This window comes from Nonomuraea sp. NPDC059023, from assembly GCF_042740095.1.
GTDB lineage: Bacteria > Actinomycetota > Actinomycetes > Streptosporangiales > Streptosporangiaceae > Nonomuraea.
Genome location: NZ_JBHYIO010000010.1, coordinates 172,688 through 194,730 on the forward strand (window position 1 = coordinate 172,688; position 22,043 = coordinate 194,730).

The window sequence follows — 22,043 nt, forward strand, 5'->3', positions numbered from 1 at the left end:
CTTGCTGACCGTCGACTTCGCCAAGCTGCCCGTCGGCCCCGGAGTACGGGTTCTCGATCTCGGCTGCGGCGGCGGCCGGCACGCCTTCGAGGTGCTGCGCAGGGGCGCCGACGTGGTCGCCTTCGACATGGACCAGGCCGAGCTTGACAACGTGGCCGCCATGTTCGTGGCGATGGACAAGGCCGGCGAGGTGCCGATCGGCGCCGGCGGTGAGACCGTGCAGGGCACCGCGCTCGACATGCCGTTCGAGGAGGGCAGCTTCGACCGGGTGATCGCGGCCGAGGTGCTGGAGCACATCCCGGACGACATGAGCGCGATGGCGGAGATCTTCCGGGTGCTCAAGCCGGGCGGCACGGCGGCCATCACGGTGCCGAGCTTCCTGCCCGAGCGGATCTGCTGGGCGCTGGACGAGGACTACCACACGGCGCCCGGCGGACATGTCCGCATCTACACCCTGGCCGAGCTGAGCGCCAAGCTGAAGTCCACCGGGTTCGAGATCGGGCCCCATCACCATGCCCACGGGCTGCACGCGCCGTACTGGTGGATCAAGTGCGCCGTCGGCGTCAACAACGACGAGCACCCCCTCGCGAAGGCCTACCACGAGCTGCTCGTATGGGACATCATGAAGCGCCCGGCCGCCACCCGCGTCGCCGAGGCCCTGCTCAACCCGCTGATCGGCAAGAGCGTCGTCCTCTACGTGCGGAAGCCCTGAGCGTGATCAGCTGGGAGCAGACCGTCCAGACCGCCCAGAGCATCGCCGCCATCCAGCAGGACGACGGCGGCGTGCCCTGGCCGGAAGGACACGTCGACGCGTGGAACCACGTCGAATGCCTGATGGCGATGGCCGTCGCCGGCCTGTCGGAGCCCGTCGACCGCGGCTACGACTGGCTGATGCGCCACCAGCGCCCCGACGGCTCCTGGGCGATGAAGATCCAGGACGGCGTGGCGGTCGAGCGCGGCGGCGAGTCCAACCACGCGGCGTACGCGGCCGTCGGCGCCTGGCACAACTACCTGGTCACCGGCAAGGACCCCAGCCCCCTCTGGCCGATGGTCAAGCGCGCACTCGACTACGTGGTGGACCTGCAGACCGCGCGCGGCGAGATCGTCTGGGAGCGTGACGCCCAGGGCCGCGCCTCCACCTACGCGCTGCTGACCGGCTGTTCCTCGATCCACCAGGGGCTGCGCTGCGGCGTCCTGCTCGCCGATCACCTCGGCGACCCGCAACCTCATTGGGAGCTGGCCGCCGACCGCCTCGCCCACGTGCTCGCCTTCCACCCGGAGGCGTTCACCGACAAAAGCCGCTTCTCCATGGACTGGTACTACCCGGTCCTCGGCGGCGCCGTCCGCGGCCGCGCGGCCTTTGACCTGATCGACCGCGAATGGCCGACGTTCGTGGTGCCGGGCCTCGGCATCCGCTGCGTCTCCGACCAGCCGTGGGTGACGGGCGCGGAAACCTGCGAGCTCGTGCTCGCCCTCGACGCCCTGGGCCGGCGCGAGCGCGCCGTCCGCCTCTTCACCGACATGCAGCACCTGCGCCACGACGACGGCTCATACTGGACCGGCTGGCAGTTCGTCAACCGCAAGCACTTCCCCCACGAGCGCAGCGGCTACACCGCCGCCGCCACCATCCTCGCCGCCGACGCCTTGTCCGGCCTCAGCGGCGGTTCCGGCATCTTCCGCGACATCCGCACTCCCGCCTCACACACCTGCGACTGCACGATTTCCTCGGGTTAGACCACCTTTCTCGCGTACGGCGAAGCCGCCGATGAGCGCAATCGGTTTTGCCGGTTCTTTGCCCCGAGAGGCGGAGCGGCGGCGGGGAATGCCGCAATGGGCTCACTAGCTTCGTGAGTGGCCGTACGAGGCGTCTTCGGGGGAAGCGTGGGCGACACGGGCACAACATCGTTCTTGGATCAGGTCACGATTGAACAGACACTGGCCCCAGCGCGTGGCCTGTGGAGGTTCCTGGAGAAAGATCCGGTCGAGTCTGACTTGGGGCGGCGACGGTTCCGGCTCAGGGCGGGAGCGGCTCCGGGAGTGCTCACGGCGGCCGAGGAAACCTATGTGTACGGCTACAACGCGGTCATCGCCCGGGAGATCCACAAGGTCGGGCGGATACCGCAGGAGCGGCAGCCGTTCGCCTGGGAGGGCGCGGCGGCGGCCGCGACCATGCTCGACCTGATCACCATGACTCGGGGCCGGCGCCTGAACGAGCTACTTGCCGGCCCCGCCCAGCTCCACCCGCATGCCGCCCACCTGGGCGCGGGCCGCGCACACGCGTTGCTGCGCCTGCCGCCCACGTGGGGCATGCGGCGGGCCCATCCGCTGCTGCGCTGGCTGGCCATCGACGGCTACGGCTTCCAGCGCAGCATGTCCAAGGCCGACCTCATGGTGGGCGAGCGGGCCATGCCCGAGCTGGCCGTACGCGCACACTGTGCGATCTTCGACCAGGGCCTCGGGCGGCTCCTCTGGTACCACGACTGCGCCGAGCCCGACGACCTCACGGCGCACATCCACGCGTACCCGGCATCCCGCCGGGCGGATCTGTGGAGCGGCGTGGCCTTCGCGGCCGTGTACACCGGCGGCGCGGACCTCGACGAACTCGACCGGCTCGCCGTCTACGCCGGCGCCGACGGCTTCCGCCAGCACGTGGCGCAGGGCGCCGCCTTCGCCTGCGCCGCCTGGCTCACCGCCGGCACCCTCCCCGGCCACGCCGCCGAGGCCGCCCCGATCCTGACCGGCGCCCCGGCCGAGGAGGCGGCCGCCTGGACCGACGCCGCGCTGGCCTCCCTCGGCCACGACCCGCACACGCACGACGACTTCCTGACCTGGCGCGCCCAGACCCGCCGCGCGTGGGCCCGGCGCCACCGCACCGACTGACCGTCGCGGAATATACCCCCGGAGGGTAGCCGTTGCGATGGGTGAGGAGGTTGAGCAGATGTTCGACGTGCACGTGATCGAGACGTCCACCCTAGGCGACCGCAGTTACCTGGTCACCGACGGGAAATCGGCCGCGGTGGTGGATCCCCAGCGGGACGTGGACCGGATCCTGGCCCTGGCCGGCAAATTGGGCGTCCGGATCACCACCGTCGCCGAGACCCACCTCCACAACGACTACGTCTCCGGCGGCCTGGAACTGTCCCGGCTGACCGGCGCGGTCTACGCGCTGGCCGACGCGGCGGACTTCCCGCACCGGGCGCTGAGCGACGGCGACACGCTGGACATCTCGCCCACACTGCGCCTCAGGGCGTTGCACACCCCCGGCCACACCTTCCACCACCTGTCGTACGTCCTCGACCACGACGGCACCCCCGAGGGCGTCTTCACCGGCGGCTCGCTGCTGTTCGGCACCACCGGCCGCCCCGACCTGCTCGGCCACGAGCACACCGAGACCCTCGCCCGCCACCAGCACGCCTCCGCGCGCAGACTCGCCGACGCCCTGCCCGACGGCGCGCGCATCTGGCCGACCCACGGGTTCGGCAGCTTCTGCGCAGTCGGTACGGCCGGCGGCGACGCCTCAACCGTGGGCCAGGAGAGATCGACCAACCCGGCATTGCGGCTGGCCGAGGACACCTTCGTCACCGAAGTCCTGTCCGGCCTGGACGCCTACCCCGCCTACTACGCCCACATGGGCGCGATCAACGCCACCGGCCCCGCCCCCGTGGACCTGCGCCTGCCCGAACCCGCCACCCCCAAGGAACTGGCCCGGCGCATCGACGCCGGCGAGTGGGTCGTGGACCTGCGCTCCCGCACCGCGTACGCGGCCTCACACCTGATCGGCACCGTCAGCCTGGGCCTGGACGGCAGCATGGCCACCTGGCTCGGCTGGCTGACCACCCGCGGCGCCCCCATCACCCTGATCGGCGCCACCCGCGACGCGGTCGCCGAGGCCCAGCGCGAACTGGTCCGCATCGGCCTCGACCACCCGGCCGCCGTGGCCATAGGCACCCCAGAAACCTTGACCACCTCAACCACCCGCCTAGGCTCCCTCCGCCGAGCCACCTTCACCGACCTGTCCGAGGCCCTGGCCACCTCGGGCGACAACGTGCCCGGAACAGCCCACAACGGAAGCGGCGCAGACACGCCAGCGGACGGCATGGGCGACGCAAGGAGCGCGGGTGGAGCAGCGGATGGGAGGCCGGTGGTGGTGGATGTGCGGTTGGCCGGGGAATGGCGGGACGGGCATGTGGCGGGTTCGATCAGCATCCCGCTCCCCCAGCTCACCGCAAGGCTGGCCGAGATCCCGCCGGGCGAGATCTGGGTGCACTGCGGCAGCGGCTACCGTGCCACCGCCGCCGCTTCCCTTCTGGCGAGGGCGGGACGCGAGGTCGTGGTCATCGACGACGCGTTCGCCCGTGCCGCCGACCAAGGCGTCCCTATGTCCGCCTAAAGCCCTATGTCCCTCTAAAGCCCTATGTGCCCATACATGGCCGCTCAAAGCCGCATGAAACCGCCCAACCGAGCCACAAAGCCCAGCCGCCGACGGTCCGCAGCAAAGCACGCCTAGATGCCGGGGCCGACTCGCTCCAGTACCCGTAGCGAGCCCTCACCCCCCACCTCCTTGAACGCCCCGGACGACAGCGCCCGCCGATAAACCCGGTACGGCGCCTGCCCACCCTCAGCAGGGTCGGGGTAGATGTCGTGGAACACCAGCGCCCCGCCCTCCATCACATGCGGCGCCCACCCCTCATAGTCAGCGGTCACCGGCTCCTCGGAGTGTCCTCCGTCGATGAACAGCAGGGCCAGCGGCGTGTTCCACAACCCGGCCACCCTCCCCGACTGCCCGACCACGGCGATCACCTCGTCCTCCAGCCCGGCCGCGGCGATGGCGGTGCGGAAGGCGGGCAGCGAGTCCATCTTGCCGAAGCGCGGGTCGACCAGCGTCGGGTCGTGGTGGGCCCAGCCGGGCTGGATCTCCTCCGACCCGCGGTGGTGGTCGACGGTGATCACGACGCTGCCGGTCTGGCGGGCCGCCGCGCCGAGGTAGATCGCGGACTTGCCGCAGTAGGTGCCGATCTCGCAGATGGGGCCCTGCCCTCCGTACTTCAGGGCGGCGTGGAAGAGGGCGAGCCCTTCGCCGGCCGGCATGAATCCCTTGGCATGCTCGGCTGCGTAACGCAAGTCAGGCGGCATCGTCATGGAGAAGCACCCTAGTGGAACCGAACAACATTCCATTGCCCTCTTGTCGGCGATTCTGGAACCTGTTCTACTGGGCAACGTGAATCAGCGCGCGCGCATCGCGATGCCGGAAGCGGACGTCACAGCCCTCATCGAGGGCTCGCGCAAGCTCCAGCTGGCGACCATCAACCCCGATGGCACCCCGCACCTGGTGACCATGTTCTACGGCCTCGACGAGGGCCGGATCGCCTTCTGGACCTACGGCAAAGCCCAGAAGGCCGTCAACCTCGCCCGCGACCCCAGGGTCAGCTGCCTGATCGAGACCGGTGACGACTACGCGGAACTGCGCGGAGTCCTCCTGTACGGCGTGGCCAAGCAGGTCGCCGAGCACGAGCGCGTGCTGGAGATCGGCATGGAGATCGCCCGCCGGATGACGCCCGGAGTGCCCGACGCGGACCTGCGCCCGTACGTGGAACTGACCGGAAGAAAACGCATCGCATACGTGGTCGAGCGCACCAGGGTGGTCTCATGGGATCACAGGAGGCTCACATGAAGATCAAGGTCGACTACCTGGTATGCGAGGCGAACGCCGTATGCATGGGGCTCGCCCCTGAAGTGTTCGACGTGGACGAGGAGGACAACCTGCACGTCCTTCTCCCCGAGCCGCCAGCCGACATGCAGGACCGGGTACGGCACGCCGTACGTTCCTGCCCGAAAGCCGCCCTCTCCCTAGAGGAGTAACAGGAGGAACCCCCCATGCGCGCCGCCATTCTGCACGCTGTAGGCGACGACAAGCTCGACCTCCGCGATGACGTCACGCTGGCCCCGGTCGGGCCGGCGGACGTACGCGTCCGGATCCGGGCGACCGGTGTCTGCCATTCCGACCTGTCGGCCATGTCCGGCGTGCTGCCCCAGCCGGTGCCGCTCATCCCGGGCCATGAGGGCGCGGGCGAGGTGGTCGAGGTGGGCGAGCACGTCACCTCGCTCCAGCCGGGCGACCACGTGATCATCAACTGGCGCCCTTCGTGCCAGGAGTGCGCTCTGTGCCTGGGCGGCCAGCCGTACCTGTGCATGAAGTATGTGATCGAGTCCTTCTCCAAGGGCAACTTCCGCATCGGCGGCGACTCCACCGTCTTCGGCATGGCGGGCTGCGGCACCTGGGCCGAAGAGTGCGTGGTGCCGTGGCAGGGCGCGATCAAGATCGACCCGGAGGTGCCGTGGGAGGCGGCCGCGCTGATCGGGTGCGGCATCACCACGGGCGTCGGCGCGGCGCTCAACACGGCCAAGGTGCGTCCGGGCTCCACGGTCGCGGTGATCGGCTGCGGCGGCGTGGGACTGTCGGTGATCCAGGGCGCGCGAGTCTCCGGCGCCCGCGTGATCCTGGCCGTCGACCCGCTGACGTCGAAGCACGAACTGGCCAGGAAGGTCGGCGCCACGCACGCGGTCACCCCCGACGACCTGCCGGGCGCCGTGGCCGAGCTGACCGGCGGCAACGGCTTCGACTACGGCTTCGAGGTCGTCGGCAAGTCCGCGACCATCACCAGCGCGTGGCAGACGACCCGCGCGGGCGGCGACGTGATCGTCGTGGGCGCCGGCGCCATGGACGACATGGTGCAGATCTCCGCATTCAGCCTGCTGTTCGAGGGCAAGAACCTGCTGTCCAGCATGTACGGCGAGGCCGACGTGCGGCACGACTTCCCCTACTTCGCCGCCCTGTACAAGGCCGGCCAGCTCGACCTGGAGTCGATGATCAGCGCCAGGATCAAGCTGGCCGACCTCAACGACGCCGTGGCCGCGCTGAAGGGCGGCGAGGTGCTGCGCCAGATCGTGGTGATGGACTAGCGACGGAAGGAAGGGCCGGGGCCGATACCCCGGCCCTTTCGCATGCCGCTTGACGCGCATCCTCCTATAGTGCAAATTGCAATATAGGAGGTAGCCATATTATGAGGATCTTGGTTGTCGGTGCGGCCGGCCGTACCGGAAAGCATGTGCTCACCCAAGGTGTACGGCGGGGCCACGAGATCACCGCCTTCGCCCGCACCCCCGAGGCGCTGAAAGAACACGAAGGACTGAGCGGCGTGCACCGGGGCGACGCCCGCGACCTGGACGCGGTCCGCACGGCGATCCAGGGGCAGGACGCGGTGATCGCCGCGGTCAGCGGGAGCACGATCGCGCTCACCCTGATCACCGCGATGCGCGAAAGCGGCCCGCGCCGGCTGGTCATGACCAGCAGCCGGTCGGTCCCGGCGACCAGGCCGCGGCTGCCGATCGCCCTGGCCTGGTTGTTCCTCCGCACCGCCTACGCCGACCTGGCCCGCGCGGAGGGCATGCTGCAGGCCAGCGACCTCGACTGGAGCGTGGTGCGCGGGACCATGCTCAACGACAAGCCGGCGGCCGGGCGGGTGCACGTGGACTTCGCGGCCAACGCGACGGGCGGCACGATGCGGCTGTCGCGCGCCGACTACGCGATGGCGCTGCTCGACACGGCCGAGGACGCGGGGCTGATCGGGAAGGCGCTGGGCGTCTGCGGCCCGAAGTGAGGGCTACTCGACCACCAGGTTGACGGGGATGTTGCCGCGGGTGGCGTTGGAGTAGGGGCAGACCTGGTGGGTGGCCTCCAGCAGGGCGTGGCCGGCCTCGGCGGAGATCTCGTCGGGCAGCTCCACCCGCAGCGTGACTTCGAGGCCGAAGCCGCCGGCGCCGTTGGACACCAGGCCCACCTCGGCGGTCACGGCCACGTCGGTGACATCGAGGTTCTGCTTCTTGCCGACGAGCTGCATGGCGCTGGCGAAGCACGCGGCGTACCCGACCGCGAACAGCTGCTCGGGATTGGTGCCCGCGCCGGCGCCACCGAGCTCGGCGGGCGGGGACAGCTTGACGTCGAGCTTGCCGTCCGTGGTGACGCCGCGGCCGTCGCGGCCGGAGGCGGTGCCGACCGCGGTGTACAGGGCCTTGCTCATCAGGGTGCTCCTCACAGCAGATGGAGACAGACAGGTCTGTCTAGCTACGACTGACACTAGACAGACCTGTCTGATAATGTCAAGGCATGACGAGTCCTGCCCGCCAGCGCATCCTGGATACCGCGACGCGGTTGTTCTATGCCGAAGGCGTACGCGCGGTGGGCATCGACCGGATCATCGCCGAGGCGGGAGTGGCCAAGGCGACCTTCTACCACCACTTCCCGGCCAAGGACGACCTGGTCACCGCCTATGTGGAGGACCAGGGTCAACGGCAGCGGGCGCTGGCCGACGAACTGCCTGACGGGTCCGGGCGGGAGCGGTTGCTGGCCATGTTCGAGCGGATGGGCGAGTTCGGCAGCCTGCCCGGTTACCGGGGCTGCCCGTTCATCAACGCCGCGGCGGAGTATCCCGACCGCTCGCACCCGGTGCGCAGGGCTGTCGCCGCCTACCGGGAGTGGTTCCGCGACCTGATGCTCGGCCTGCTCAAGGAGGCCCGGCACCCCACGCCGGACACCACCGCCGACATCCTCATGATCGTGCGCGACGGCGTGGCCGTGGGCTTCGACCTCGACGACCCGGCCGTGGTACGCGCCTCGATCCGGGAGACCGCGGAGCGCGTCCTGGGCTCTTCAGGCGAGTGAGAGGCCGGCCTCGCGAGAAGGCCGGCCGGGGTCTCACGTGGTGGAGAAGGCGGCGTCGAAGGCCGTGGCGGGCGGGGTGATGGAGTTCAGGGTGCGGATGAAGCCCAGAGCCTCGCGGGCGCCGTCGAGGCGGTCCATACCCGCGTCCTCCCACTCGATCGAGATCGGGCCCGTGTAGCCGATGGAGTTCAGCGCCCTGAAGCAGTCCTCCCACGGCACGTCGCCGCGACCGGTCGAGACGAAGTCCCAGCCGCGCCGCAGGTCCGCCCACGGCAGGTGCGAGGACAGGCGGCCCCGGCGGCCGTCACCCACGCGCATCCGGGTGTCCTTGCAGTCCACGTGGTAGATGCGGTCGGCGAAGTCGAGGATGAAGTTCACCGGGTCGATGTCCTGCCAGACCATGTGCGAGGGGTCCCAGTTCAGGCCGAAGGCGGGGCGGTGGCCGATCGCTTCCAGCGTCTTCTGGGTCGTCACGTAGTCGTAGGCGATCTCCGACGGGTGCACCTCGTGCGCGAACCGGACGCCCACCTCGTCGAAGACGTCCAGGATCGGGTTCCAGCGGTCGGCGAAGTCCCGGTACCCGGCCTCCACCATCGAGGCGGGCACCGGCGGGAACATCGCCACGGTGTGCCAGATCGACGAACCGGTGAACCCCACCACGGTGTCCACGCCGAGCGCGGCGGCGGCCCTGGCGGTGTTCTTCATGTCCTCGGCCGCGGCCTGGCGCACCGACGCCGGATCGCCGCTGCCCCAGATGCGGGCGGGCAGGATGGCCTGGTGCCGCTCGTCGATGGGATGGTCGCAGATGGCCTGGCCGACGAGGTGGTTGGAGATCGTCCACACCTTCAGGCCGTGCTTGTCGAGCTGTTCGAGCTTGCGGGTGACGTACCCGGAGTCCTCCAGGGCGGCGGCCACGTCGAAGTGATCGCCGGAGCAGGCGATCTCCAGCCCGTCGTAGCCCCACTCCGCCGCCAGCCCGCACACCTCCTCGAAGGGCAGGTCGGCCCACTGTCCGGTGAAGAGCGTGACCGGTCTGGTCATGGGATCTCCTTGTACGCGCCGTTGCTCTGCTCGACCGCCTCCAGCACCCGCTGCACCCGCAGCCCGTCGGCGAACGAGGGCGAGGGGTCGGCGCCGGCGGCGATCGCCTCCAGGAAGTCCTTGATCTCGTGGGTGAACGTGTGCTCGTAGCCGAGCCCGTGCCCCGGCGGCCACCACGCCCCGGCGTAGGGATGGCCGGGCTCGGTGACGAGGATCCGGGTGAAGCCCGCGCCGCCGTCGCTGACCCACAGCTCGTTCATCGCCTCGAAGTCGAAGAACAGGCTGCCCAGCGCGCCGTTCAGCTCGATGCGCAGCGCGTTCTTGCGCCCGGTGGCGAAGCGCGTGGCCTCGAACGAGGCCAGCGCGCCGCCCGACATCCGGCCGACGAACAGCGCCGCGTCGTCCACGGTGACCGTGCCCATTTGCGTGCCCTCGTCCGTACGGCTGCCGCCCTCGAGCGGCCGTTCCTTGACGAAGGTCTCGGTCAGCCCGGTGACGCCCACGACGCGCTGGCCGGTGACGAACTCGGCGGTGTCGATGATGTGCGCCCCGATGTCGCCGAGCGCACCCGAGCCCGCCTTGTCCTTCCGCAACCGCCACACCAGCGGGAAGTCCGGATCCACGATCCAGTCCTGCAGGTACTGCGCCCGTACGTGCCTGATCTCGCCCAGCCGGCCCTCGGCGACCAGTTGCCTGGCCAGGGCGACGGCGGGCACCCGCCGGTAGTTGAAGGCGACCATGCTCTTACCCGGCCCGCGCGCGGCGGCCTCGGCCATCCGCGTGGCCTCCTCCACCGTGTTGGCCAGCGGCTTCTCACAGATGACGTGCTTGCCCGCGGCCAGCGCGGCGATGGCGATCTCGGCGTGCGAGTCGCCGGGCGTGCAGATGTCGATGATGTCGATGTCGTCGCGGGCGACCACCTCGCGCCAGTCGGTCACCGCCTCCGCCCAGCCCATCTGGGCGGCCGCCGCCTCGGTCGCCTCCTTCGAGCGCCCGCAGATCACCCGCATCTCGGGTTTCGCGCGCAGCTCGAAGAAGGCGGAGACGTTCCGCCACGCCTGGGAGTGGACGCGTCCCATGAAGGCATAACCGATCATGCCTACGCCGTTAATCAAGATTCAAACCCCAATGGCAGGTACTTCTCGACGTTCTCCTTGGTGATGGTCTCCGACGCGAGGGTGATCGACTGGGGCACTTGGTTCTCCACGAGATCGCTCATGCCCTTACCCTGGGCGATCAGTCGCGCGAGCTTGATGGCCGATGAGGCCATCGTGGGGCTGTAGGTGACCGTGGCCTCCAAGACCGAGCTGCCCGACTGGATCTCCTTCATGGCGTTGAGCGAACCGGCGCCGCCGACCATGAAGAACTCGCTGCGTCCCGCCTCCTTGATCGCGGCGAGCACGCCGACGCCCTGGTCGTCGTCGTGGTTCCACAGCGCGTCGATCTTCTTGTGCGCCTGAAGGAGGCTGGCGGCGACCTGGTTGCCGGTCTCCACGGTGAACTTGGCGTCCTGCTTGGCGGTGACGCTGAAGCCGTACGTCTTGAGCGCGTCGGCGAAGCCCTTGCTGCGGTCCTGGGTGAGCGGGAGCGTCGCGATGCCCTGGATCTCCACGATCACCGGGTTGGCGACGCCCTTGTCCTTGAGCTTCTTGCCGACGTGGTGGCCGGCCGCCACGCCCATGCCGTAGTTGTCGCCGCCGACCCAGGTGCGGTAGGCGAGCTTGTCGGGGAAGACGCGGTCGAGGTTGACGACGGGAATGCCCGCCGCGGTGGCCTGCAGCGCGACCTGGTTGAGCTGCTGGCCGTCGTTGGGCAGGATCACCAGCGCGGCGACCTTGGCCGCGATCAGCGACTCGACCGCGGAGATCTGGGCGTTGATGTCGTTGGTCGGCTCGACCGGCTTGAACTCGATGTCGGTGTACTGCTTCGCGGTCGCCTCGGCGTTCTTGGCGATGGCCGCGATCCAGCCGTGGTCGGCAGCCGGCGCGGAGAAGCCGATGACGACCTTCTCCCCCGGCTGGTCGTTGCCGCTCGCGGCGGGGGCGGGTGCCGGGGCCGCGCTGGTGGGCGCCGCCGCCGGCTCGTTCGAGGTGCAGCCCGTGGCCAGTAATGCGGCACCGCCCAGGCCGCCGATGAGGAATCCCCGGCGCGCGACGTTTTCGGTCATGGTGCTCTCTCCTTGAGGTTGCGCCGCTGGAGAAGGACGGCGACGACGATGATCAGGCCCTTGGCGATCAGCTGGTCGCTGGTGTTGAGGCCGTTGAGGATGAACAGGTTCGTGATGACCGTGAAGATGAGCAGGCCGAGGATCGAACCGACGATGGTGCCCCGGCCGCCGGTCAGCAGGGTGCCGCCGATGATCACGGCGGCGATGGCGTCGAGCTCGTACAGGTCGCCGTGGGTGGACGACCCGGTGGTGGTGCGGGCCATGATCAGGATCGCGGCGATGCCGCAGCACAGGCCGGACAGCGCGTACAGCAGCATCGTGTGCCTGCGTACGTTGATCCCGGCGAGCCTGGCCGCCTCGGGGTTGCCGCCGACCGCGTAGGTGCGGCGGCCGAACGTGGTGCGGTTGAGCAGGACCCAGCCGAGCACCACGACCAGCGCGAAGATGTAGACCAGCAGCGGGATGCCGAGCACCCGCGTGGTCGACAGCTCCACGATGGCGGTGTTGCCGCTCTGGATGAGCTGGGTCTTGCGGTCGGACATGCGCTGGGCCAGGCCGCGCGCGGCCACCAGCATGGCCAGCGTGGCGATGAACGGCACCAGCCGCCCATAGGAGATCAGTAACCCGTTGACCAGCCCGGCCCCGGTGCCGACCAGGATCGCGCAGACCGCCATGACGAACGGCCCGTACGACTGCGTGGCAAGCGTGGTCGCCCACACCGAGGCGAGCGCCATGATCGCGCCCACGGACAGGTCGATGCCGCCGCCGATGATCACGAACGTCATGCCGACCGTGATGACGCCGATGGTGGCGGCCAGCGACAGGATGCTGACCAGGTTCGACGCGGTGGCGAAGTTGTCGGGCTTGGTGATCAGGCCGACGATCGCGAGCAGCACCAGCGCCGCCACCAGCCCGAGGTGGCGGGCCTCGCCGACCCGCCCCCACCAGGCCTCGCGTACGGCGACGCCGCGGGTGTCCACCTTCACGCCGCACTCCCTTCCATGATCATGTCGAGTACCCGGTGCTCGTCGAGACCTTCGGCCGCGCTCTCGTGGATGACCCGGCCCTCGCGCAGCACCAGCACCCGGTCGGCCAGGCCGAGCACCTCGGGCACCTCGCTGGAGACCAGCAGCACGCCGATCCCCTGCTCGGCCAGCTTGCGGATGACCGCGTACAGCTCGGCGCGGGCGCCGACGTCCACGCCGCGGGTGGGCTCGTCGAGCAGGAGCAGCTTGCGCTCGTCGAGCAGCCAGCGGGCCAGCACGGCCTTTTGCTGGTTGCCGCCGGACAGCGTCTTGATCGGGCGTTCCGGGTCGTGGGGGCGGATGTCGAGGGCGTCCACCAGGCGTCTGGCCTCGGCTCTTTCCCGGGCGCGGTCGAGCCAGCCGAATCTGGAGAAGCCGGGCAGCGTGCCGAGGGTGATGTTGGCGGTGACGCTCTGGTCGAGCAGGAGCGCCTGGGCCTTGCGCTCTTCCGGGGCCAGGCCCATGCCCTGCCTGACGGCCGCGACCGCGCTCCTGATCTGCCTGCCTTCCAGCAGGACCCGGCCTGAGCTGGGGCGGGAGCCGTACACCGCCTCCAGGATCTCTGAGCGGCCGGAACCGACGAGGCCGGCCAGGCCGACGATCTCGCCCGCGTGCACGGAGAAGGAGACGCCGGCGAACGCGCCCGGCGAGCTGAGGTCCTCCACGCGCAGCACCTCGCGGCCGCGGCCGGAGCCGCGCGGCGGGAAGACGTACTCGACGTTGCGGCCGGTCATCAGGGAGACGATCTGCGAGGTGGGGGTCTCGTGGGCGGGCAGGCCGACGGCGACCGTGCGGCCGTCCTTCAGGACGGTGACGCGGTCGCCGATCTCGCGGATCTCCTCCAGGCGGTGGGAGATGTAGACGACGGCGACGCCCTGGGCGGTCAGCTCGCGGATGATGCGGAAGAGGTTGGCGACCTCGTCGTGGGCGAGGGCCGCGGAGGGCTCGTCCATGATGATCAGGCGGGCGTCGTGGGAGAGCGCCCTGGCCATGGAGACGACCTGCTTGGCGGCCGGGGACAGGCGCCCGACCTCGGTGGACGGGCGGATCTCCGGGTGGCCGAGCCGGGCGAGCACCGCGGTGGCGGCCCGGTTGGTGGCGGAGCGGTGGACGAAGCCCAGGGACGACTTCTCGTGGCCGAGCAGGATGTTCTCCGCCACGCTGAGCCCGTCGACGAGGTCGAGCTCCTGGTAGATGGTGGCGATGCCGAGCCTGATGGCGTCGATGGGGCTGCTCGGGCGTACCTGCCCGCCGCCGAACTCGATCGTGCCCTGGTCGGGCTGGTGCACGCCGGCCAGCACTTTGATCAGTGTGGACTTGCCCGCGCCGTTCTGGCCGAGCAGGCAGTGCACCTCGCCCGCCCGCACGTCGAGATCGACCCCGTCGAGCGCGCGCACGCCGGGGAACTGCTTGACGACTCCCCTGATGACCAGCATGGGCCCTCTCAGGCGTTGATGATCCGGTTGATGTTCTCGGGTGAGAGGTAGTGCTCGATCGCGAGGATGCCCGCGCCCAGCGCGGCCGCGTTCACCCCCGTACGGCTCGGCACGATCGTCAGATGGTGGGTGGCCAGCGGCAGCGACCGGCGGTAGACGGTCTCGCGGATCCCGGCCAGCAGGTGCTCGTGCACGCGTGACAGGGCGCCGCCGATGACGATGACCTCGGGGTTGAAGAAGTTGACCAGACCGGCGAGGACCTCGCCGATGAGCCGCCCGGCCTCCCTGACCAGCCGCAGCGCCTGGGTGTTGCCGCTCTGCACGAGCCGCACCACGTCGGCGCCGGACTCGGCGGGGAAGCCGAGTTCGGTGAGCCTGCGGGCCAGCGCGGCGCCGCCGGCGACCGCCTCCAGGCAGGCGCTGTTGCCGCAGCGGCAGCCCGCCTCCTCGTGGCCGCTGACCCTGATGTGGCCGATGTCGCCGGCCGAGCCGCTGGCCCCGCGGTGCAGGGCGCCCTCGGTCACGATGCCGCAGCCGATGCCGGTGCCGACCTTCACGAACAGCAGGTGGCCGGTGGCGGCGAAGGCGTTGCGGTGCTCGCCCAGCGCCATCACGTTGACGTCGTTGTCGACCAGGACCGTGGGGCCGCGGAAGTAGTCGGGGATGGGGTAGTCGTTCCAGCCGGGCATGATCGGCGGGTTGTTCGGCCGTCCGGTGGCGAACTCGACCGGCCCCGGCACCCCGATGCCCAGCGACCTGAGCCCGGCGCGCGGCCGGCCCACCTCGGCGAGCAGCTGATCCACCAGCCGGTCGACCTGCGGCAGCACGGCTTCCGGACCTTCGGCGATGTGCAGCGGCTCCTCGGACTCGGCCAGCACGGCGCCGGTGAGGTCCATGAGCGCGACCCGGCAGTGGGTGGCGCCGAGGTCGACTCCGGCGACGCTGTGTTCGTCGGTGTACAGGCGCAGCTGGCGCGGCGGGCGGCCGCCGGTGGACTCGCCGCTGTCGCTCTCCTCGACCAGGCCGCGCTCGATGAGCGCGTCGACCCGCTGGGAGATGGTGGATCTGGCCAGGCCGGTGACCCGCGCGAGGTCGGAGCGGGTCGTGGCCGACCCGGCGCTGATCAGGGTCAGCACGTCGCCCGGAGAGCCGGGAGGTGAGCTCATGCGCCGACCATAGGAGCACTCGTCGGTCAGAAGCAAGACCCTGATCCAACAAACCTGGCGGACTTTCGCCGACGATCGAACAAAGCCTCCGTCAGGGCCCAAAGGCGCAAAAGAGAATGAGAATCTGGTTTCACAGATGCGGAGAGCACGCATAGTAAATGGCGATGCACTCGTAAGGACCGTCGGTTCACCAGGCGGGTTCCGACCTCACCGAAATACACCCTTAAAAGCGTCAGTAAGCCGAAAAAACAAACAAACACCTAATAGTTAAGCTATACCTCTGCAACGTTCTGGCTTTTCAACCCCTAAGCCATTAGTCAGGATGTAGTCGTACATCACGCTGTGTTCCGAAAGGATGCCGGTGATCCGTACTTTGCTCGCTGAGGACATGGAGCTCGTCCGCGGGGCGATCGTCGCCCTCCTCGCCTACGAGGAGGACATCGAGGTCGTCGCCGAAGTGGACCGAGGTGACCACATCCTCGAAGCCGCGCGGGCCACCAAACCTGATGTGGCCGTGATCGACCTGGTGATGCCGGGAGCGGACGGGCTGGAGGCGGCACGCGAGCTGCACGAGGCCCTGCCCGGCTGCGCGGTGCTGATCCTCACCGCGGTCGGCACGCCCGCCATGCTGAAACGGGCTTTAGACGCGCGGGTACGCGGGTTCCTGGCCAAGGACGCGCCGCCCGCGCAACTGGCCGACGCCATCAGAAAGGTGGCGGCCGGCGGGAGCGTCGTGGACTCCTCGCTGGCCATCGCCGCCATGACCACCCCGGAGACGCCGCTGACCTCCCGCGAACTCGACGTGCTGACCGCCGCGGCCGACGGCTCGTCCGTCTCGGAGATCGCCGGTTCGCTCTTCCTCGCGGAGGGCACCGTGCGCAACTACCTCAGCCGCACGCGCTCCAAGCTGAGCGCGCGCAGCAGCATCGACGCCATCCGCATCGCCCGCGAATCAGGCTGGATCTGACGGCAGCGGAAGACCGGTGTGCTCGGCGAGGAAGGCCAGCGCGTCCGCCGCCAGCGCCACCGAACGGCTGACGGCCCTCGCGCCGTGGCCGACGTCGCCCTCGTGGCGCAGCAGCAGCGGCCGGCCCCCCGCGTCCGCCCGCTGCATCGCCGCGCACATCTTGCGCGCGTGCGCGGGATCGACGCGAGTATCCTCGCCGAAGACTGTGAACAGGGTCGCCGGGTAGGCCGTGCCCTCGGTCACCCGGTGGTACGGGGAGTAGGACAGCAGCCAGGCCAGCTCCTCCGGGCGGTCGGCGGTGCCGTACTCCTGCTTCCAGGACGCGCCGAGGCCCGAGCGCTCATATCGCGTCATGTCGAGGATCGGCGCCGAGCAGACCGCGGCGGTGAACAGTCCTGGGTACTGCGTCAGCATGCCGCCGATGAGCAGGCCGCCGTTCGACTCGCCCCAGATGCCCAGCTGGGCGGGGGTGGTCCAGCCGTCGGCGACCAGTTTCTCCGCCGCGGCGGCGAAGTCGTCGAAGACGTTCTGCTTGTGCTCGCGCATGCCCGCGCGGTGCCAGGCCTCGCCCTCCTCGCCGCCGCCCCTGATGCCGGCGACCGCCAGCACGCCGCCCGCCTCGATCCAGGCCACCGAGTCGGCGGCGTAGCCGGGCGTCAGCGACATCCCGAAACCACCGTAACCGGTCAGGATCGCCGGGCGCGGGCGGCCGTCGCCCGGCATGGCGACCACGGTCATGCGCACCTCGGTGCCGTCGCGCGAGGTGAAGGTCACCTGCCTGCTCACCACGCCCGGCACCGGCAGGCTCGCCTCCCACGCGGTGAGCGAGCCGTCCTTCGCGTCGTAGCGCCACACGCCCGCGGGCGTGACGGCGTCGGTGTAGAGGAACCACGCCTCGTGCCCGCCCTCGGGGCGCGCGGTGAGCGGGCCGACCGTCCCCGCACCCGGCAGTCTCACCGGTACGGCCGGCCGCCCCGTGTCCAGCTCGTGCACGACGACCTCGGCGACCGCGTGCCGTACGCGGGAGACCAGCAGCCGGTTGCCCTCCAGGATCGTGAACGCGGCCAGCACCGACTCCGGGTCCTCGGCCACCAGGTCCTTCCACGCGTCGGGACGCTCCGGGTCGGCCACGCACAACCGCCGGCGCGGCGCGTCGCGGTCGGTCAGGATGTAGAGCCGCCCGTCCGCGCCGACCGCCGCCACGCTCCTGGCCGATCCGCCGGGCTGCACCCGCCGCCGCTCGCCACTGGCCAGGTCGGCCAGCCACAGCTCGTTCGGGGTGCTCGGGCCGGGTGCCGCCGACAGCGTGAGCCAGCGGCCGTCCGCGCTGAGCGTCAGCCCGTAGGAACCGGCGTCGCCGGCGGTGAAGACCTCTTCGTCGGGCTCCCGGGAGCCGATCCGGTGCAGGTAGACGCCGGTGCGGGCGCGGACGTAGTAGAACGCCGCGCCGTCGGGCAGCCACGCTACCGGCGCGTACCGGCAGTCGCCGATCGGGCCGTCCACGTCCGCGCCGGTCCTGACGTCCATGACGCGCAACTCGGCCCGTTCCTCGCCGCGCCGCGACAACTGGTAGGCCAGCAGGGTGCCGTCCGGTCCCGGCTGCCATTCGTCCAGGGTGGTCAGGCCGGTGGGGTCCAGGCGCATCGGGTCGAGCAGGACCGCGTCGTCGCGGTAGAGGACGGGGTGCTCCTGGTCGGCCGCGCGGCGCTCCACGAAGCGGTGCTCGCCGCGCCATACGGGCGGGGTCGCGATGCCGGTACGGCTCAGCTCGCCCAGCCGGGTCCGCATGCGCTCGCGCCACGGGAGGGCGGCGGCGTGCTCGCGCCAGAGAGCCTCCTGGGCGTCGAGCCAGGTGACGGTGGCGGGGTCGGCCGGGTCTTCGAGCCACCGGTAGGGGTCGGGGATCCGGTGGCCGTGGAGCTCGTCGACCAGCGGCAGCCGGGATGCGTCCGGATATTTCATGAAAGCTGGGCCTCCTCGCGGGTGGTCTCCCAGTGACCGACCAGATCGGCGTAGAGCGGTGCCGCCGCGACGAGCTCCTCGTGGGTGCCCATGCTCGCCCGGGAGCCGTCGAGCAGGACAACCCGCCCCGCCCTGCGGGCCGAGGTGAGCCGGTGGGCCACGACGATCAGCGTGCCGCCCCGCCGTACGAACGCCTGCTCGGCCCGTTCCTCCGCGGCCGGGTCGAGATGGCAGGTGGCCTCGTCGAGTATCACCAGGCGGGCCTCGGCCAGATGGGCTCTGACCAGGGCGATGAGCTGCCGCTCCCCCGCGGACAGGCCGCCGGGGTCCAGGGCGGCGTCCAGGCCGCCCAGGCGCTCGATCAGCTCGCCCGCGCCCACCTCGCGGGCGGCGGCCAGGATGCGCTCCGGCGGGGCGTCGGACAGGTAGGCCAGGTTCTCGCGCAGCGAGCCACGGAAGGCGTAGGCCTCCTGGGGGATCAGAACCCTGGTGCCCGGGTCGGCCAGGTGGGCGGGTACTCCGGCCACGGTGACCGTGCCGGCGCCGGGGCTCAGCAGTCCCGCGGCCAGGGCGGCCAGCGTGGACTTGCCCGCGCCGCTCGGCCCGACGATCGCCAGGTGCTCGCCGTCCCGGATCTCCAGGTCGAGGTCGTGGACGACGGGGGCGGCGTGCTCGCCGTACGAGAAGCTCACGCCCGTGAAGGCGAGCGCGGGCGGGTCGTCCACAGCGGGGGAGGCGGTGCGTTCGCGGGAAGGGGAAGGGGACGGGGACGTCGTGTGGAGGATGCGGTCGAGGGAGGCGAACAGGCGTACGCCGCTGACGCCGACGCCTTCGATGAGGCCGCCGAGCGCCGGGGCCAGCGACTGGGTGACGTACGCGAGCGCGCCCACGATCACGCCGGCGCCGAGCGTGCCGCCCGCCACCCACGGCCCGCCGACCAGGATCAGGACGACCGGAGTCCACGCGCCGACGCCCAGGGCGGCGGTGCGCAGCGCGGTCATCCCGGCCAGGCGCCCGGCCGAGCGGGCCTGGGCTGCTATGCGGCGGCCGACGAGGGCCTCGACGCGTTCCTCCGCGCCGCAGGCGGTGACGTCGCGCAGGCCGCCGGTCACCGAGACGAGCGTCTGGGCGGTGCGCTCGTCGGCTTCGAGGTAGGCGCGCTGGCGGCGGTACAGGGCGGGCAGGGAGATCGTGAACAGCACCGCCCCCAGCACGAACGGCGGCACCACCAGCACGGCCAGCGCCGGATGCAGCGCCACCAGCCCGAGCACCGCGCCCGCCGCCGTGAACGCGAACCCGCGCACGACGGTGACCACCGCCGCGAAGGCGTCCCTGGCCAGCTCGACCTGCAGGTTGATCCGGGCGACCGCGCTCGCCGGCGCGTCCTGCGGCCCCTCACACAGCGCCCCGCGTACGGCCAGCGTCAGCAGGTCGTCGCGGAACGGCTCGGCCACGGCGGCCACAGCCAGAATGACCTGCCGGGCCGCGAACGCCGCCAGCAGCCACGCCGCCCCGAGCGCCGCCAGCCAGGCCAGCCCCACGTCCACGCGCCCGGCGGCGAAGCCGTCGTCGATGGCGCGGGCGATCGCCAACCCGATGAGGAAGGCGGGCGCCACCTCCACCACCGACCAGCCCGCGATCCTGGCCAGCGCCGCGGGCCGGGCCCGCAACGCCGTCCACACCACGCGGCCGGCCTTCATGACACGACCCCGGCGTGCTCGAAGACGGCCCGGTATCCGGGGTCCTTCCACAGGCTGGCGTGGGGGGCGTGGCCGCGTACCCGGCCGCCGTCCAGCCAGATCACCCGGTCGGCGCGGGCCGCGGTGGCGGCGCGGTGCGTGACGACCAGCCGGGTACGCCCGCCGAGCTCACCGGTCAGCGCCTCGCCCACCTGCTGTTCGGTCAACGTGTCGAGGCCGGAGGTGGCGTCGTCCAGCACGAGGAAGCGGCCGCCCTGGGCGAAGGCGCGGGCCAGGCCGACCCGCTGGCGTTCGCCGCCGGACATGGGCGCGCGCTCCAGCGGCGTCAGGAAGCCCTGGGGCAGCCGGGACAGGAATCCGTCGGCCCGTGCGGCCCGTGCCGCCCCTTCCGCGGCGCCGGCCGGGGCCCGGCCGAACTCGATGGCCTCTTCCACGGTCTCCCCCAGCAGCACCGGGCGTTCGAAGGCGTACGCGACCGCCTGCCGCAGGGCCGAGGGCGACAGCTCGCGCAGGTTCACCCCGTCCAGCGACACCGTGCCCTGGTCCGGGTCGGTGAGCCGCCCGGCCAGCGCGGCCAGCGCGGACTTGCCCGCTCCAGAACGTCCGACCACGGCCGTCACCGACCCGCCGGGCAGCACGAGGTCGCCGACCTCCAGGCCGCCCGCGGTCACGGCGCGGAACTCCACGGTCCCGTCGCCGGGAGGCAGCGTCGCCGCGCCCGTCTCCGGCTCCCGCTCGTCCAGGACCTCTGCCACGCGGCCGGCCGCCGCGCGCGCCCTGGCCAGCCTGGCCACGAAGCCGAGCGCGCCGCTCAGCGCGGCGCCGAGAACGGCGTACCGCGCGGCGGCGTAGAGGTCGCCGACGGTGATCTGCCGGGTGGCCAGCAGATACCCGCCCACGGCGAGCACCGCCACCTCCAGCACCGGCACCATGATCCCGGCCCTGACCCCGGCGCCCGCCGTGGCCCGCCACAGGGCCAGACCGTGCGCGCGCAGCGTGGGCAGCGGCGTCAGGACCCGGCGTACCTCGCGTTCCTCGGTCCCGGCCGCGGCGATGGTCCTGGCTCCGGCGAGCGCGTCGACCAGGCGGGTGGCGATCTCGCCCTGCGTCTCCTGGTAGGCGGCGGCGATCTCGCCGCTGGCCCGCATGAAGGCGCGCAGCACGAACATGATGGCGACGAGACCGGCGGCCAGGGTGAGTGTGAGCCGGGGGTCGATGAGGGTGAGGGCCACGAGGCCGCCGACGGTCGGCACCAGCAGCGTGATCACGCTGACGGCCGCGTCCGGCGCGCCGCCGAGCTCCTCGGCGTTCAGTCCCGCTCTGGTGACCAGGTCTCCCTGGCCGAAGCGGCGGGTCATCCCCGGTCCCACGCCCAGCACGCGCCGCATGAGCGCCCCGCGCATCCGGGCCGCCGCGGCGGCTCCGCTCACGCCGCGGGTCCAGACGGTCAGGCACTCGCAGATCATGATCACGGCTACCGCGCCGACGGCGGCGGTGAGCCAGGTGGTGCGGTCCTGGCCGTCGATGGTCCGTCCGATCAGGTACGGCAGGGCCAGCTCGGCCGCGGCTCCGGCGATCCCCGTGAACGCCAGCACGAGGGGCCAGGGGCCGCTGCGCCGTACCGCGTCCAAGACGAGCCGATCACCAGACCGCACGATGTTCCTTTCCCCTAAACCCGGAATCCCGGGACGTCCTTCGCAGACGCCCCGGGACCCATTTACTTTCTTAGTGGCACAGAGCGACGCTGAGGTTGCTCGGCTTGCCGGAGTGGCACGTAAGGACAGTGAGCGTGCTGCCGCCGCTGGCGACGTCGCTGCTTGCCGGTGCCTCCAGGCCCTGAAGGTCGAGGAGAGTCATGTT

22 protein-coding genes are annotated in these 22,043 nt (G+C 71.1%); 10 read left to right on the plus strand and 12 right to left on the minus strand.

The genetic code is table 11. From position 1 onward, the window contains the following. The first annotated feature begins 1 nt into the window (after position 1). The 4 genes from ACFWYW_RS19170 (at position 2) to ACFWYW_RS19185 (ending at position 4,390) form a co-directional block, all read left to right on the plus strand. Positions 2–712 carry a class I SAM-dependent methyltransferase gene (locus ACFWYW_RS19170; RefSeq protein ID WP_379612147.1) on the plus strand — a complete coding sequence of 237 codons (711 nt, stop codon included), beginning with the start codon at positions 2–4 and terminating at the stop codon, positions 710–712. Between the two features lie 2 nt (positions 713–714). Further along, entirely contained in the window at positions 715–1,734 is a 1,020-nt protein-coding gene (locus ACFWYW_RS19175; RefSeq protein WP_379612148.1) for a prenyltransferase, read from the plus strand. Between the two features lie 147 nt (positions 1,735–1,881). Then, complete coding sequence (locus ACFWYW_RS19180) at positions 1,882–2,880, plus strand: DUF1702 family protein (protein ID WP_379612149.1); 999 nt, start codon at positions 1,882–1,884, stop codon at positions 2,878–2,880. Between the two features lie 37 nt (positions 2,881–2,917). Next, positions 2,918–4,390 (plus strand): rhodanese-like domain-containing protein, encoded by a 1,473-nt coding sequence (locus ACFWYW_RS19185; RefSeq protein ID WP_379612151.1) that lies wholly within the window; start codon positions 2,918–2,920, stop codon positions 4,388–4,390. A gap of 113 nt (positions 4,391–4,503) precedes the next feature. Here ACFWYW_RS19185 and ACFWYW_RS19190 read toward each other — a convergent pair whose 3' ends face one another. Next, positions 4,504–5,133, minus strand: a complete 630-nt coding sequence (locus ACFWYW_RS19190; RefSeq protein WP_379612257.1) for a class I SAM-dependent methyltransferase — start codon at positions 5,131–5,133, stop codon at positions 4,504–4,506. 85 nt (positions 5,134–5,218) lie between these two features. Between ACFWYW_RS19190 and ACFWYW_RS19195 the strand changes: the two genes are divergently transcribed. The 4 genes from ACFWYW_RS19195 (at position 5,219) to ACFWYW_RS19210 (ending at position 7,658) form a co-directional block, all read left to right on the plus strand. After that, positions 5,219–5,671, plus strand: a complete 453-nt coding sequence (locus ACFWYW_RS19195) for a pyridoxamine 5'-phosphate oxidase family protein (protein WP_379612152.1) — start codon at positions 5,219–5,221, stop codon at positions 5,669–5,671. Continuing rightward, a complete protein-coding gene (locus ACFWYW_RS19200; RefSeq protein WP_184972597.1) occupies positions 5,668–5,859 on the plus strand; it encodes a ferredoxin in 192 nt (63 codons plus the stop codon). Before ACFWYW_RS19195 ends, ACFWYW_RS19200 begins: the two co-directional genes overlap by 4 nt. A gap of 15 nt (positions 5,860–5,874) precedes the next feature. Continuing rightward, on the plus strand, positions 5,875–6,960 hold the full coding sequence (locus ACFWYW_RS19205; protein WP_379612153.1) for a Zn-dependent alcohol dehydrogenase: 1,086 nt from the start codon (positions 5,875–5,877) through the stop codon (positions 6,958–6,960). A 101-nt stretch (positions 6,961–7,061) separates the two neighbouring features. Continuing rightward, on the plus strand, positions 7,062–7,658 hold the full coding sequence (locus ACFWYW_RS19210) for an NAD(P)-dependent oxidoreductase (RefSeq protein WP_379612154.1): 597 nt from the start codon (positions 7,062–7,064) through the stop codon (positions 7,656–7,658). Positions 7,659–7,661: 3 nt separating this feature from the next. Here the strand turns inward: ACFWYW_RS19210 and ACFWYW_RS19215 are convergent, their stop codons facing one another. Then, positions 7,662–8,078 (minus strand): organic hydroperoxide resistance protein, encoded by a 417-nt coding sequence (locus ACFWYW_RS19215; protein WP_379612155.1) that lies wholly within the window; start codon positions 8,076–8,078, stop codon positions 7,662–7,664. A gap of 86 nt (positions 8,079–8,164) precedes the next feature. On the opposite strand from ACFWYW_RS19215, the gene ACFWYW_RS19220 reads away from it, so the two are divergent. After that, on the plus strand, positions 8,165–8,719 hold the full coding sequence (locus ACFWYW_RS19220; protein WP_379612157.1) for a TetR/AcrR family transcriptional regulator: 555 nt from the start codon (positions 8,165–8,167) through the stop codon (positions 8,717–8,719). A gap of 33 nt (positions 8,720–8,752) precedes the next feature. Here the strand turns inward: ACFWYW_RS19220 and ACFWYW_RS19225 are convergent, their stop codons facing one another. The 6 genes from ACFWYW_RS19225 to ACFWYW_RS19250 are packed head-to-tail and all read right to left on the minus strand — an operon-like array spanning position 8,753 to position 15,554. Further along, a complete protein-coding gene (locus tag ACFWYW_RS19225) occupies positions 8,753–9,760 on the minus strand; it encodes a sugar phosphate isomerase/epimerase family protein (protein ID WP_379612158.1) in 1,008 nt (335 codons plus the stop codon). Continuing rightward, the gene (locus ACFWYW_RS19230) at positions 9,757–10,857 is read right to left on the minus strand and encodes a Gfo/Idh/MocA family protein (RefSeq protein ID WP_379612159.1); all 1,101 of its coding nucleotides are present in this window, start codon (positions 10,855–10,857) and stop codon (positions 9,757–9,759) included. Before ACFWYW_RS19230 ends, ACFWYW_RS19225 begins: the two co-directional genes overlap by 4 nt. A gap of 14 nt (positions 10,858–10,871) precedes the next feature. After that, on the minus strand, positions 10,872–11,927 hold the full coding sequence (locus ACFWYW_RS19235) for an ABC transporter substrate-binding protein (RefSeq protein WP_379612160.1): 1,056 nt from the start codon (positions 11,925–11,927) through the stop codon (positions 10,872–10,874). Continuing rightward, positions 11,924–12,913, minus strand: a complete 990-nt coding sequence (locus ACFWYW_RS19240; RefSeq protein WP_379612161.1) for an ABC transporter permease — start codon at positions 12,911–12,913, stop codon at positions 11,924–11,926. Before ACFWYW_RS19240 ends, ACFWYW_RS19235 begins: the two co-directional genes overlap by 4 nt. Beyond that, positions 12,910–14,388 carry a sugar ABC transporter ATP-binding protein gene (locus ACFWYW_RS19245; RefSeq protein WP_379612162.1) on the minus strand — a complete coding sequence of 493 codons (1,479 nt, stop codon included), beginning with the start codon at positions 14,386–14,388 and terminating at the stop codon, positions 12,910–12,912. The genes ACFWYW_RS19240 and ACFWYW_RS19245 overlap by 4 nt, the downstream gene beginning before the upstream one ends. Before the next feature lie 8 nt (positions 14,389–14,396). After that, on the minus strand, positions 14,397–15,554 hold the full coding sequence (locus tag ACFWYW_RS19250) for an ROK family protein (RefSeq protein WP_379612164.1): 1,158 nt from the start codon (positions 15,552–15,554) through the stop codon (positions 14,397–14,399). Positions 15,555–15,909: 355 nt separating this feature from the next. Here ACFWYW_RS19250 and ACFWYW_RS19255 point away from each other — a divergent pair, with 355 nt between their 5' ends. After that, positions 15,910–16,521, plus strand: coding sequence for a DNA-binding response regulator (locus ACFWYW_RS19255; RefSeq protein WP_379612165.1), 612 nt, complete (start codon positions 15,910–15,912; stop codon positions 16,519–16,521). On the opposite strand, the gene ACFWYW_RS19260 is transcribed toward ACFWYW_RS19255, so the two are convergent. The 4 genes from ACFWYW_RS19260 to ACFWYW_RS19275 form a co-directional block, all read right to left on the minus strand. After that, positions 16,507–18,483 (minus strand): prolyl oligopeptidase family protein, encoded by a 1,977-nt coding sequence (locus ACFWYW_RS19260; protein ID WP_379612167.1) that lies wholly within the window; start codon positions 18,481–18,483, stop codon positions 16,507–16,509. The two genes, ACFWYW_RS19255 and ACFWYW_RS19260, sit on opposite strands and share 15 nt — an antisense overlap. Beyond that, on the minus strand, positions 18,480–20,183 hold the full coding sequence (locus ACFWYW_RS19265) for an ATP-binding cassette domain-containing protein (protein ID WP_379612168.1): 1,704 nt from the start codon (positions 20,181–20,183) through the stop codon (positions 18,480–18,482). The genes ACFWYW_RS19260 and ACFWYW_RS19265 overlap by 4 nt, the downstream gene beginning before the upstream one ends. Then, entirely contained in the window at positions 20,180–21,838 is a 1,659-nt protein-coding gene (locus tag ACFWYW_RS19270; RefSeq protein ID WP_379612170.1) for an ABC transporter transmembrane domain-containing protein, read from the minus strand. Before ACFWYW_RS19270 ends, ACFWYW_RS19265 begins: the two co-directional genes overlap by 4 nt. Before the next feature lie 70 nt (positions 21,839–21,908). Further along, entirely contained in the window at positions 21,909–22,040 is a 132-nt protein-coding gene (locus ACFWYW_RS19275) for a SapB/AmfS family lanthipeptide (protein ID WP_184972567.1), read from the minus strand. Positions 22,041–22,043: the final 3 nt, after the last annotated feature.